The 13022-nt window shown below is 55.7% G+C and carries 11 protein-coding genes and 3 tRNA genes; 12 read left to right on the top strand and 2 right to left on the bottom strand.

Annotated features, from left to right (window positions below; genetic code table 11):
- Positions 1–67 precede the first annotated feature (67 nt).
- Positions 68–1120 (bottom strand): small ribosomal subunit biogenesis GTPase RsgA, encoded by a 1053-nt coding sequence (gene rsgA / locus HVX72_RS19585; protein WP_174435351.1) that lies wholly within the window; start codon positions 1118–1120, stop codon positions 68–70.
- A 107-nt stretch (positions 1121–1227) separates the two neighbouring features.
- Between rsgA and orn the strand changes: the two genes are divergently transcribed.
- The 4 genes from orn (at position 1228) to HVX72_RS19565 (ending at position 2344) form a co-directional block, all read left to right on the top strand.
- A complete protein-coding gene (gene orn / locus HVX72_RS19580) occupies positions 1228–1773 on the top strand; it encodes an oligoribonuclease (RefSeq protein WP_042289614.1) in 546 nt (181 codons plus the stop codon).
- 273 nt (positions 1774–2046) lie between these two features.
- Positions 2047–2122: transfer RNA gene (locus HVX72_RS19575), tRNA-Gly, on the top strand.
- 35 nt (positions 2123–2157) lie between these two features.
- Positions 2158–2233, top strand: a tRNA-Gly gene (locus tag HVX72_RS19570).
- A gap of 35 nt (positions 2234–2268) precedes the next feature.
- Positions 2269–2344: transfer RNA gene (locus HVX72_RS19565), tRNA-Gly, on the top strand.
- A 267-nt stretch (positions 2345–2611) separates the two neighbouring features.
- On the opposite strand, the gene queG is transcribed toward HVX72_RS19565, so the two are convergent.
- Positions 2612–3751 (bottom strand): tRNA epoxyqueuosine(34) reductase QueG, encoded by a 1140-nt coding sequence (gene queG, locus HVX72_RS19560; RefSeq protein WP_181822136.1) that lies wholly within the window; start codon positions 3749–3751, stop codon positions 2612–2614.
- Between queG and nnr the strand changes: the two genes are divergently transcribed.
- The 8 genes from nnr (at position 3750) to hflK (ending at position 13022) form a co-directional block, all read left to right on the top strand.
- A complete protein-coding gene (nnr, locus tag HVX72_RS19555) occupies positions 3750–5297 on the top strand; it encodes a bifunctional ADP-dependent NAD(P)H-hydrate dehydratase/NAD(P)H-hydrate epimerase (RefSeq protein ID WP_181822135.1) in 1548 nt (515 codons plus the stop codon). The two genes, queG and nnr, sit on opposite strands and share 2 nt — an antisense overlap.
- Positions 5269–5730 carry a tRNA (adenosine(37)-N6)-threonylcarbamoyltransferase complex ATPase subunit type 1 TsaE gene (gene tsaE / locus HVX72_RS19550; protein WP_042289607.1) on the top strand — a complete coding sequence of 154 codons (462 nt, stop codon included), beginning with the start codon at positions 5269–5271 and terminating at the stop codon, positions 5728–5730. Before nnr ends, tsaE begins: the two co-directional genes overlap by 29 nt.
- 16 nt (positions 5731–5746) lie before the next feature.
- Positions 5747–7063: an N-acetylmuramoyl-L-alanine amidase AmiB gene (gene amiB, locus HVX72_RS19545; RefSeq protein ID WP_042289605.1), complete on the top strand. Its 1317-nt coding sequence runs from the start codon at positions 5747–5749 to the stop codon at positions 7061–7063.
- 9 nt (positions 7064–7072) lie between these two features.
- Entirely contained in the window at positions 7073–8941 is a 1869-nt protein-coding gene (mutL, locus tag HVX72_RS19540; RefSeq protein ID WP_181822134.1) for a DNA mismatch repair endonuclease MutL, read from the top strand.
- Positions 8934–9884, top strand: coding sequence for a tRNA (adenosine(37)-N6)-dimethylallyltransferase MiaA (miaA, locus tag HVX72_RS19535; RefSeq protein ID WP_181822133.1), 951 nt, complete (start codon positions 8934–8936; stop codon positions 9882–9884). Before mutL ends, miaA begins: the two co-directional genes overlap by 8 nt.
- Positions 9885–9965: 81 nt before the next feature.
- Complete coding sequence (hfq, locus tag HVX72_RS19530; protein WP_042289598.1) at positions 9966–10274, top strand: RNA chaperone Hfq; 309 nt, start codon at positions 9966–9968, stop codon at positions 10272–10274.
- A 74-nt stretch (positions 10275–10348) separates the two neighbouring features.
- Entirely contained in the window at positions 10349–11629 is a 1281-nt protein-coding gene (gene hflX, locus HVX72_RS19525) for a ribosome rescue GTPase HflX (protein WP_042289596.1), read from the top strand.
- A gap of 136 nt (positions 11630–11765) precedes the next feature.
- The gene (gene hflK, locus HVX72_RS19520) at positions 11766–13022 is read left to right on the top strand and encodes an FtsH protease activity modulator HflK (protein ID WP_042289593.1); all 1257 of its coding nucleotides are present in this window, start codon (positions 11766–11768) and stop codon (positions 13020–13022) included.

Raw genomic sequence — 13022 nt, 5'->3', positions numbered from 1 at the left:
CCTGAACCGGCATTCACGCCAGTATCCTGAAAAAAGGGGACGATTCTAACGACGCTTAGGGTATCTGTCAGTCGTCCGTATCAGAAAAGTTTTTACGCGTTTTTACCTGCGCCATGCTTTCAAGAATGCGGTGATAGTTCTCGAAACGGGTTTCCGCAATCTTACCGTCCTCTACTGCTTCACGGATGGCGCAACCGGGGTCGCTATCATGCTTACAGTCGCGGTATTTGCATAATCCCAGGAAGTCGTGAAATTCGACAAAACCGTTGAAAATTTGTTCCGGCTCCAGGTGCCACAAACCAAATTCCCGTACGCCAGGGGAGTCAATGACATCGCCGCCGTGTGGGAAGTGATACAGGCGCGCCGCCGTGGTGGTGTGCTGCCCAAGCCCCGAGTTGTCGGAAACATCGTTTGTAAGGATCTCTTCCTGCAGGCCCAGCAGCGCATTCAGCAGACTGGATTTACCGACGCCGGACTGCCCGGCAAATATACTAACTCGCCCGGTCAGCGCATCCTCCAACGGCTTCAGGCCATCCTGAGTATGACTGGAAACCATCAGTACGCGATAACCGATGTTGCGATAGATATCCATCTGCTCGTTCACAAACGCCATGCCGTCGTCATCCAGCAGATCGATCTTATTGAGCACGATAATGGGTTCAACCTGAAGCGTCTCGCACGCCACGAGATAACGGTCGATAATATTCAGCGACAGCTCCGGTAATATGGCAGAAACAATGACGATTTGGTCAATGTTGGCGGCAATCGGTTTGACGCCATCGTAAAAATCCGGGCGCGTGAGCACCGAGGTGCGTTCATGTACCGCTTCCACGATACCTTTCACATTGACGCCTTCGGCGGCGGCTTTACCCGGACGCCAGACCACGCGGTCGCCAGTGACCAGCGAGCGGATTGTACGGCGAATATTGCAGCGGTGAATTTCACCGTCGGCGGATTCGACGTCGGCATGCATGCCGAAGCGGCTAATGACAATACCTTCAGCGGTCTCGCCGAACAGGTTGTCATCGTAGTCTGGCTTCTCCTTAGACGTTTTGAGACGACGCTGGTGATTAGCGTTCACACGGCGCTGCTGGCCTTTGGAGAGTTTATTTTTACTCAATCGTACTGACTCCTGGTCGCCCATGATGGGCAAAACATTTATGATACACGCAATTCTAAATGAATATAGTCACACGAAAACGTGACCACTGAAGGGTGGAAAATAGCATGAGTGCCAATGAAAACAACCTGATTTGGATTGATCTTGAGATGACCGGTCTGGATCCCGAGCGCGATCGCATAATAGAAATCGCCACGCTGGTCACCGACGCAAATCTTACGATTCTGGCCGAAGGGCCGACCATCGCGGTGCATCAGTCTGATGAACAACTGGCGCTGATGGACGACTGGAACGTGCGCACACATACCGCCAGCGGGTTGGTGGAGCGGGTGAAGGCGAGCACGATGGGCGATCGCGAAGCGGAACTGGCGACCCTTGAATTTCTGAAAGAGTGGGTTCCACAGGGCAAATCGCCAATCTGCGGGAACAGTATCGGACAAGACCGCCGGTTTTTGTTTAAGTATATGCCGGAGCTGGAAGCGTATTTCCACTACCGTTATCTAGACGTGAGCACGCTTAAAGAGCTGGCGCGTCGCTGGAAGCCGGAAATTCTTGAGGGTTTTACCAAGCAGGGCACGCATCAGGCGATGGACGATATCCGCGAGTCGGTGGCGGAACTGGCTTACTATCGCGAGCATTTTATTCAGCTTTAACCGCCTGCTGTGCCGGGTGTGGCGACGCCGTGCCCGGCCTGATCGCTGGTCGTCTCACTTGCACAGGGGGATGATTGCCGCTAAATTATACGCTTTGCTGATAAAATCAGCACTCAAACGAATTTCATAAAAAATTGCGTTTGAAGGGGTTGCAGGAGAAAGGATTTCTCGTATAATGCGCCTCCCGTAACGACGCAGAAATGCGAATTACGACAGCAACAAACGGCAGTAAATTAATCGCAGGATTTCGATTTTTCGGAAGACGAAGATTAAGCGGGAATAGCTCAGTTGGTAGAGCACGACCTTGCCAAGGTCGGGGTCGCGAGTTCGAGTCTCGTTTCCCGCTCCAAAATTTGAAAGTGCCTTAACGCACAGACCACCCAAGCGGGAATAGCTCAGTTGGTAGAGCACGACCTTGCCAAGGTCGGGGTCGCGAGTTCGAGTCTCGTTTCCCGCTCCAAAATTTGAAAGTGCCTCAACGCACAGACCACCCAAGCGGGAATAGCTCAGTTGGTAGAGCACGACCTTGCCAAGGTCGGGGTCGCGAGTTCGAGTCTCGTTTCCCGCTCCAAATTCTTATCTCTACACCTATCCACAGTGAACGGCTGCTCGTGGTGCGTCTCTTTTCGTTCCTGATATATTCTTGTAAACAGAGTTATCCACAGACTGCGTATTTGTCTTCTGCGTTTAAAACGCTTCGCAGAGTGAATGATATTTTTATATCCCGCTGAAATATAAGAAATAAATAACATCTTAAATTGTTAAGCGGATCGCTTGACGATTTTTTCGTGCTTGAATAGCAATGTGTTTTTAATTTTATGCACAGGCTGTGGACGACTTATGCGTCCCGTGGAAGCCCTTTTTCAATGGCTCTGACCAGACGTTTCTGCTGCGGGAGTTGCACCTCGACTGCACTGGCATTTCGCTTTGCGATTTGCTGCGCGATCGCCCACTGGATGTGTTCATCGAGAAGTGGGTGCTCACCCCGGCGGTTTTCCAGCGCACAGAGCACGTCTTCACGCCAGGGCGCGTTGCCAAGGGCGACCGCGATATTCCGTAACCAGCGCAGGTGACCAATGCGCCGGATAGCTGAACCTTCGGTGATTTTCAAAAAGCGAGCTTCGTCCCAACTGAAGAGTTCAATTAGCGCCGGCGCGTGCAGTTGTTGGCGTGGGCTGAAATCCGCTTCGTCCGTTAAGTGTGAATATCGGTTCCACGGACAGATGAGCTGACAGTCGTCGCAGCCGTAAATCCGGTTGCCCATTAAGGGACGCAAGTCTTCGGGAATGGCGCCTTCGAGTTCAATTGTAAGGTAAGAAATACAGCGGCGGGCATCTACCGTATAAGGGGCGACAATCGCGCCAGTTGGGCAGGTTGTCATGCAGGCGACGCACTTTCCGCATCCGTCTTCAACGGCGTGGTCCACGGGCAGCGGGAGATCGATTAACAATTCACCCAGAAAGAAAAACGACCCCGCTTCCCGGTTGAGGATAAGTGAGTGCTTACCTGTCCACCCCAGACCCGCTTTTTCCGCCAACGGTCGCTCCAGAATGGGCGCAGAGTCGACAAAAGGTCTAAAATTCAGCGAGACACAATGCTGCTGAATCCTCTCACCCAGTTTTTTTAGTCGGTTACGCAATAGCTTATGGTAGTCGCGCCCCAGCGCGTAGCGGCTAACGTAACCCAGGTCAGGATTTTTCAGCGTGCTGGCAAACGCAGCCCTGGCGGGAAGATAGTTCATACGCACGCTAATAACGCGCAGCGTACCAGGCAACAGCTCATGAGGGCGCGCGCGCATCATGCCGTGGCGCGCCATCCAGTCCATCTCGCCGTGGTACTGTTTGTCCAGCCATGCCTGCAGTTTGGGTTCGGCTTCGCTGAGGTCAGTATCGGTAATACCTACCTGCTGAAAGCCCAGTTCCAGCCCCCACTGCTTAATTTTTTGCGCTAACTGATTGAGATCGAGGGGCTCTGACATGACGGACCATACCATAAAGAAAAACCCCGTAAGTATACCACACTCCCTCTGGCCCGCCGACGACATCAAAGGACTGGAGCAAGAGGCTGCTGATACGCTTGGGTTGACGTTGTTTGAACTGATGTTGCGTGCCGGAGAAGCGGCGTTTGACGTCGCGCGTGAAAGCTGGCCTTATGCCCGCCACTGGTTGGTGCTGTGCGGTCACGGGAATAACGGCGGCGACGGGTATGTGGTGGCGAGGCTGGCGAAAGCGGCGGGCATTAACGTCACGTTGCTGGCTCAGGAGAGCGAAAAGCCGCTGCCGGAAGAGGCCGAACAGGCACGGGAAGCCTGGCTGAACGCGGGGGGAATTATTCATGCGCCGGAGATTATCTGGCCGGAAAAAGTGGACCTCATTGTTGATGCTTTGCTCGGCACCGGGTTAACCCAGGCGCCCCGTGAACCGATCGCCGCACTCATTGCACAGGCCAACGCCCATCCCGCGCCGGTTTTGGCGGTTGATATCCCGTCCGGGCTGCTGGCGCAAACGGGCGCAACGCCGGGCGCGGTAATCGATGCCGATCGCACCGTCACCTTTATCGCGCTGAAGCCGGGCTTGTTGACCGGAAAGGCCCGCGATGTGGTGGGCGAACTGCATTTTAACGCGCTGGGTCTGGAAGAGTGGTTAGCAGGTCAGGCGTCGCCGATCCGGCGCGTTGACGCTTCGCTGCTCGCGCAATGGCTGGCGCCGCGTCGTCCTACCTCTCATAAGGGCGATCATGGTCGCCTGGCGATCGTTGGCGGCGATCATGGCACTGCGGGCGCCATTCGCATGGCCGGAGAAGCGGCGTTGCGTACCGGCGCTGGTCTAGTGCGGGTGCTGACCCGCAGGGAGAATATCGCGCCGTTGTTGACGGCTCGCCCGGAATTAATGGTTTATGAGCTCACGCCGCAGACGCTGGATGAGAGCCTCGAATGGGCGGATGTCGTGGTGATTGGCCCTGGGCTCGGTCAGGCGGAATGGGGCAAAAAAGCGCTGCAGAAGGTCGAGAATTTTCGCAAACCAATGCTCTGGGATGCCGATGCGCTGAACCTGCTGGCAATCAACCCCGATAAACGTCACAATCGCGTCATCACGCCGCATCCGGGAGAAGCCGCGCGGTTACTGGGTTGTTCTGTCGCAGAAATTGAAAGCGATCGCTTACTTTCTGCACAGCGTCTGGTAAAACGTTATGGAGGCGTTGCGGTGTTGAAAGGCGCGGGAACGGTGGTTGCCGCGGAGCCGAATGCGTTGGGAATAATTGATGCCGGAAATGCAGGAATGGCCAGCGGCGGTATGGGGGATGTGCTCTCCGGGATCATTGCCGCATTGCTTGGACAGAAGCTTACCCCGTATGATGCAGCCTGTGCGGGCTGTGTTGCCCACGGCGCGGCGGCAGATGTTCTGGCAGCACGTTTTGGCATGCGCGGCATGCTGGCAACCGATCTTTTTTCCACGCTACAGCGTATTGTTAACCCAGATGTGATTGACGTTTATCATGATGAATCGAGTAATTCCGCTACCTGACGAACAGGCCACGTTAGACCTGGGGCTGCGGGTCGCCCACGCCTGCGACGGCGCGACCGTTATCTATTTGTTCGGGGATTTAGGCGCGGGTAAAACCACCTTTAGCCGCGGGTTCCTGCAGGCGTTAGGCCATGCCGGTAATGTAAAAAGCCCAACGTATACGCTGGTCGAACCCTATGCGCTCGATAACCTGATGGTTTATCACTTCGATCTGTATCGCCTCGCCGATCCGGAAGAACTGGAATTTATGGGGATCCGGGATTATTTTGCCAACGACGCCATTTGTCTGGTGGAGTGGCCGCAGCAGGGGAAAGGTGTATTGCCGGACCCGGATATTGAAATCCATTTAGAGTATAAGGCGCAAGGCCGTGAGGCGCGAATCAGCGCCGTTTCCTCCTCCGGGGAAGCGCTGATTGCGCGTTTAGCCGGTTAACCTTAAAGGTGGCGGGATGATGTATCGCATCAGAAAGTGGCTGGCGGCAACGCTGGTGTTACTGTGCGCGCAGGCTGGCGCGGCCAGTTTGTCCGATATTCAGGTTTCAAACGGTGAACAGCAGGCGCGGATTACGCTGAGCTTTATCGGCGATCCGGATTACGCCTTTTCGCAGCAGGGTAAACGTACCGTTGCGCTGGATATTAAGCAAACCGGCGTGATTCAAGGGCTGCCGCTGCAGTTTAGCGGCAATAACCTGGTGAAAACGATACGTTCCGGCACGCCGCAGGATCCGCAGTCGCTGCGGCTGGTGGTCGATCTCACGGAAAACGGCAAGACTGAAGCGGTAAAACGGCAGAATGGCGGCAATTACACCGTCGTCTTTACGATCAACGCCGATGCGCCGCCGCCTCCGCCAGTGGTCGCAAAGCGGGTTGAACCGCCCGTGGTGACGCCACGTCCGAGCGAACCGGCGCGAAACCCGTTTAAATCCAGCAATGAGCGTACTACGGCCGTCACCAGCAGTCATACCATCACGCGCCCCGCCGCGCGTACGACGACCAGTAACGGCGACAAGGTGGTCATTGCCATCGACGCCGGGCACGGTGGGCAGGATCCAGGGGCGATTGGCCCCGGCGGCACGCGGGAGAAAAACGTGACCATCGCGGTGGCCCGCAAGCTGCGCACGCTACTGAATAACGATCCTATGTTTAAAGGCGTTCTCACCCGCGACGGCGACTATTTCATCTCGGTAATGGGCCGCTCCGATGTGGCGCGTAAGCAGAACGCCAATTTCCTGGTGTCGATTCACGCCGATGCCGCGCCAAACCGTAACGCCACCGGCGCGTCGGTGTGGGTGCTGTCTAACCGTCGCGCCAATAGCGAAATGGCGAACTGGCTGGAAGAGCATGAAAAACAATCCGAGCTGCTCGGCGGCGCGGGCGACGTACTGGCGAACAGTCAGTCCGACCCTTACTTAAGCCAGGCGGTTCTGGATTTGCAGTTCGGCCATTCCCAGCGCGTAGGGTATGATGTGGCAACCAATATGTTAGGCCAGCTCGAACGTATCGGGTCATTGCATAAGCGGCGTCCGGAGCATGCCAGCCTGGGGGTGCTACGATCGCCTGATATTCCGTCGGTGCTGGTTGAAACCGGATTTATCAGTAACCACAGCGAAGAACGGCTGCTCGCCAGCGATGCGTACCAACAGCAACTGGCCGAAGCGATTTACAAAGGACTGCGGAGCTACTTCCAGGCGCATCCCCTGCAGTCAGGTCCACAAGGGACACAAACCGCGAGCGCCGTTACGCCTGGCGAGTCGTTGATTAACTAAGGAATTGTCATGCCGATTCAGGTGCTACCGCCACAACTGGCGAACCAGATTGCCGCAGGCGAGGTGGTGGAAAGACCTGCGTCGGTGGTCAAAGAACTGGTGGAAAACAGCCTTGACGCGGGCGCAACGCGTATCGATATTGATATCGAACGCGGCGGCGCGAAGCTTATCCGTATTCGCGACAACGGCTGCGGCATCAGGAAAGACGAGCTGGCGCTGGCGCTGGCCCGTCACGCCACCAGTAAAATCGCCTCGCTCGACGATCTGGAAGCGATTATCAGCCTTGGTTTTCGTGGCGAAGCGCTGGCCAGCATCAGCTCAGTCTCCCGCCTGACGCTGACCTCCCGCACCGCCGATCAGCAGGAAGCCTGGCAAGCCTATGCTGAAGGGCGTGATATGGATGTGACGGTTAAACCCGCCGCGCATCCCGTAGGCACCACGCTGGAAGTGCTGGACCTGTTCTATAACACGCCCGCCCGTCGCAAGTTTATGCGCACCGAAAAAACCGAGTTTAATCATATTGATGAGATCATTCGCCGTATTGCGTTGGCGCGTTTTGACGTAACCATCAATTTGTCGCACAACGGTAAAATGGTGCGCCAGTATCGCGCGGTGGCGAAAGACGGGCCGCAAGAGCGCCGTCTTGGCGCGATTTGCGGCGCGCCATTCCTTGAACAGGCGTTGACTATCGAGTGGCAGCATGGCGATCTCACCCTGCGCGGCTGGGTTGCCGATCCCCATCACACCACCACGGCGCTGGCAGAAATTCAGTACTGTTACGTGAATGGTCGTATGATGCGCGACCGGCTGATAAATCACGCTATTCGTCAGGCTTGTGAAGATAAGCTTGGCGCCGATCAGCAGCCGGCTTTCGTGCTTTATCTGGAAATAGACCCGCACCAGGTCGATGTGAACGTGCATCCAGCCAAGCATGAAGTCCGTTTTCATCAGTCGCGCCTGGTACATGATTTTATCTACCAGGGCGTGCTGAGCGTGCTGCAACAGCAGCTTGAGTCGCCGCTGCCGCTGGAGGGGGATGATGCTCCTGCGCCAAGACACGTGCCGGAAAACCGCGTGGCGGCAGGGCGTAACCATTTTGCCGAGCCTCCGCAGGCGCGCGAAACGACAGCGCCGCGTTATTTTTCTCCTGTTTCGCCTGCGAGCGGCGGCGCGCGTCCGACGCAGGCCGGTTGGCCCCATGCTCAGCCGGGCTACCAGAAGCAACAAGGAGAGGTCTATCGCCAGCTCCTAAAGACGCCTGAACCGGTTCCCGCAGGCAAAACGCGCGCGCCGGAAACGGCGGTTTCCGCGTTATCCGGACACAGCCAGAGCTTTGGACGCGTGTTGACAATCGTTGGTCACGACTGCGCGTTGCTTGAGCGTGATGGGCAAATTCACCTGCTGGCGCTGCCGGTGGCGGAGCGTTGGCTACGTCAGGCGCAGCTGACGCCGGGCGAGGGAGAGGTTTGCGCGCAACCGCTGCTCATCCCGCTGCGCCTGAAGGTGACCGCTGAAGAAAAAGCGGCGCTGACAAACGCGCAAAACGCGCTGGCGAAATTGGGGATCGAATTTCAGTCAGATGCCCAGCATGTGACCGTTCGGGCGGTGCCTTTACCCTTACGCCAACAAAATTTACAAATCTTGATTCCTGAACTGATAGGCTACCTGACGCAGCAGTCAGCGCTCGAACCTGACAATATGGCGCAGTGGATTGCACGCAATTTAATGAGCGAACACGCGCAGTGGACCATGGCCCAGGCCATTACGCTGCTGGCTGACGTGGAGCGGCTTTGTCCGCAGCTTGTGAAGGCGCCGCCGGGTGGTCTGTTACAACCTGTTGATTTACATACGGCGATGAATGCCCTGAAACATGAGTGATACCCCTAAGGCGAGCCTGCCAAAGGCAATTTTTTTGATGGGGCCGACGGCCTCGGGCAAAACGGCGTTAGCGATTGAACTGCGTAAAGTTTTGCCAATAGAGTTGATTAGCGTTGACTCCGCCCTTATCTACAAGGGGATGGATATCGGTACGGCGAAGCCGGACGCGAAAGAGTTACAGGCGGCGCCGCACCGATTGTTAGACATTCTCGATCCGTTGCAGGCATATTCAGCCGCAGATTTCCGCCGCGATGCGCTGGCGGAGATGGCAGATATCACCGCAGCCGGACGAATTCCGCTGCTGGTGGGCGGAACAATGCTGTATTTCAAGGCGTTGCTGGAAGGGCTTTCGCCGCTGCCGTCGGCGGACCCGGAGGTCAGGGCCAGAATAGAGCAGCAGGCGGTAGAGCAGGGATGGGATGCGATGCATCAGCAGCTTCAGGCGATTGATCCTGTCGCCGCTGCGCGTATTCATCCGAATGATCCGCAAAGGCTTTCCCGGGCACTGGAAGTTTTTTTCATTTCGGGTAAAACTTTAACGGAACTGACGCAAACGTCAGGTGATGCTTTACCGTACCAGGTGTATCAGTTCGCCATCGCCCCGGCGAGTCGTGAATTGCTGCATCAACGCATCGAGCAGCGTTTTCATCAGATGTTGGCTTCAGGTTTTGAAGCAGAAGTCCGGGCGCTATTTGCCCGTGGAGATTTGCATACGGATTTGCCTTCCATTCGTTGTGTGGGATATCGCCAGATGTGGTCGTACCTTGAAGGCGAAATTTCATACGATGAAATGGTTTATAGAGGTGTTTGCGCCACGAGACAGTTGGCGAAGCGTCAAATGACCTGGTTGCGCGGCTGGGATGGGGTGCGCTGGCTTGACAGTGAAAAACCTGAACAGGCGCTCAACGAAGTATTACAGGTTGTTGGTGCTATCGCGAACTGAATGTGTACAATTGAGACGTATCGTGCGCAATTTTTCAGAACCAAAAGGTTCAAAGTACAAAGCATATAAGGAAAAGAGAGAATGGCTAAGGGGCAATCTTTACAAGATCCGTTCCTGAACGCACTGCGTCGGGAACGTGTTCCAGTTTCTATTTATTTGGTGAATGGTATTAAACTGCAAGGTCAAATCGAGTCTTTTGATCAATTCGTGATCCTGTTGAAAAACACGGTCAGCCAGATGGTTTATAAGCACGCGATTTCTACTGTTGTCCCGTCTCGTCCGGTTTCTCATCACAGCAACAATACCGGTGGCGGTACCAGCAGCAACTATCATCACGGTAGCAACGCGCAGGGTTCTTCTGCGCCGCAGGACAGCGAAGAAACTGAATAACGTTTCTGGCTGTTTTACACACGGGGAGCCAGGTTATCTGCGTTCCCCGCTGATTTATATCGAGGGGTTGACGCTTGTTTGACCGTTATGACGCCGGTGAGCAGGCGGTACTGGTACACATCTATTTTTCGCAAGACAAAGATATGGAAGACCTCCAGGAGTTTGAATCTCTGGTGTCTTCCGCCGGTGTCGAAGCAATGCAGGTGATTACCGGTAGCCGTAAAGCACCGCACCCGAAGTACTTTGTAGGTGAAGGTAAGGCTGTTGAGATTGCGGAAGCCGTAAAAGCGACTGGCGCTGCCGTCGTGCTATTTGACCATGCATTAAGCCCGGCCCAGGAGCGTAACCTGGAACGTTTGTGCGAGTGTCGTGTTATCGACCGTACCGGTCTTATCTTGGATATTTTTGCTCAACGTGCGCGTACCCATGAGGGGAAACTGCAGGTTGAGCTGGCGCAGCTGCGCCATCTGGCTACGCGCCTTGTCCGTGGCTGGACCCACCTTGAAAGACAGAAAGGCGGGATTGGTTTGCGCGGTCCGGGTGAAACCCAGCTCGAAACCGACCGCCGTTTATTGCGTAATCGTATTTTGCAGATCCAGTCGCGCCTGGAAAAAGTTGAAAAGCAACGTGAGCAGGGGCGACAGTCGCGCATTAAAGCGGATGTCCCGACCGTCTCGCTGGTGGGATATACCAACGCCGGAAAATCCACCCTTTTCAACCAAATTACAGAAGCCCGGGTCTATGCGGCAGACCAACTGTTCGCAACCCTGGACCCCACGTTGCGCCGTATTGACGTCGCGGACGTAGGTGAAACCGTGCTGGCGGATACCGTAGGGTTTATCCGCCATCTTCCGCATGACCTGGTGGCGGCGTTCAAAGCCACCCTCCAGGAAACGCGTCAGGCCACGCTGTTGCTGCACGTTGTAGATGCTGCTGATGTGCGTGTGCAGGAGAACATCGACGCAGTGGATACGGTTCTCGAGGAGATCGATGCTCACGAGATCCCAACCCTGATGGTGATGAATAAAATCGATATGCTGGACGACTTCGAGCCGCGTATCGACAGGGACGAAGAGAACAAACCGATTCGTGTCTGGCTTTCCGCGCAGACAGGGATCGGAATACCACAGCTTTTTCAGGCTTTGACGGAACGGCTTTCCGGCGAGGTAGCGCAACATACGCTGCGTTTGCCGCCGCAGGAAGGGCGTCTGAGAAGTCGTTTTTATCAGCTTCAGGCAATAGAAAAAGAGTGGATGGAGGATGACGGCAGCATGAGCTTGCAGGTTCGCCTGCCGATCGTGGACTGGCGTCGCCTCTGTAAACAAGAACCTTCCCTGGCCGACTACGTTGTCTGACCGGGAGGAAAGGGCCTGAGGATTTTTGCCCAATACTCTGAGCATTTCGGGTTATACGACAAGCCACCTGGTGCGACGTTGTCATCACCTGGAACACAGTGGGTATATCACCGCATAACAAATATGGAGCACAAACATGGCGTGGAATCAGCCCGGTAATAACGGACAAGACCGCGACCCGTGGGGAAGCAGCAAACCAGGCGGCAACTCTGAGGGAAATGGAAACAAAGGTGGTCGCGAGCAGGGGCCACCTGATCTTGATGATATCTTCCGTAAGCTGAGCAAAAAGCTCGGTGGACTGGGTGGCGGTAAAGGTACCGGCTCCGGCGGCGGAAGCTCATCGCAAGGCCCGCGCCCGCATCTGGGCGGACGTGTCGTCACCATCGCGGCGGCAGCTATCGTCATTATCTGGGCGGCAAGCGGTTTCTACACCATTAAAGAAGCTGAACGCGGCGTTGTTACGCGCTTCGGTAAATTCAGTCATCTGGTTGAGCCGGGTCTGAACTGGAAACCGACGTTTATCGATGAGGTGACGCCGGTGAACGTGGAAGCGGTTCGCGAACTGGCGGCGTCCGGTGTGATGCTGACCTCTGACGAAAACGTCGTGCGCGTCGAGATGAACGTTCAGTACCGCATCACCGATCCGCAAAAATACCTGTTTAGCGTGACCAGCGCCGACGACAGTCTGCGTCAGGCGACCGACAGCGCCCTGCGCGGCGTTATCGGTAAATACACCATGGACCGTATTCTGACCGAAGGGCGTACCGTTATTCGTAGCGACACCCAGCGTGAACTGGAAGAGACGATCCGTCCGTACAACATGGGGATTACCCTGCTGGACGTCAACTTCCAGGCTGCTCGTCCGCCGGAAGAGGTGAAAGCCGCGTTTGATGACGCCATTGCCGCACGTGAAAACGAACAGCAATACATCCGTGAAGCGGAAGCGTACACCAACGAAGTTCAGCCGCGTGCGAACGGTCAGGCACAGCGTATTCTTGAAGAAGCGCGCGCTTACAAAACGCAAACCATTCTGGAAGCCCAGGGTGAAGTGGCGCGCTTCGCGAAAATCCTGCCGGAATATAAAGCCGCCCCTGAGATCACTCGCGAGCGTCTGTATATCGAGACGATGGAAAAAGTGTTGAGCCATACCCGTAAAGTGCTGGTCAACGACAAGGGCGGTAACCTGATGGTACTGCCGTTGGATCAGATGCTGAAAGGCGGCAACGCGCCGGCAACAAAACGCGACAGCGGTTCCGACCTGCTGCGCTTGCCGACTACGTCATCTTCCAGCAGTAGCGGAGCAAGCAACACCTCGTCCACCAGTCAGGGCGATATTATGGACCAACGCCGCGCTAACGCGCAGCGTAACGACTACCAGCGTCAGGGGGAATAA

The organism is Citrobacter sp. RHB21-C05 (assembly GCF_013889015.1).
In the GTDB taxonomy this organism is placed as follows: domain Bacteria; phylum Pseudomonadota; class Gammaproteobacteria; order Enterobacterales; family Enterobacteriaceae; genus Citrobacter_A; species Citrobacter_A sedlakii.
This window is presented reverse-complemented; position numbering and strand designations above follow the sequence as displayed.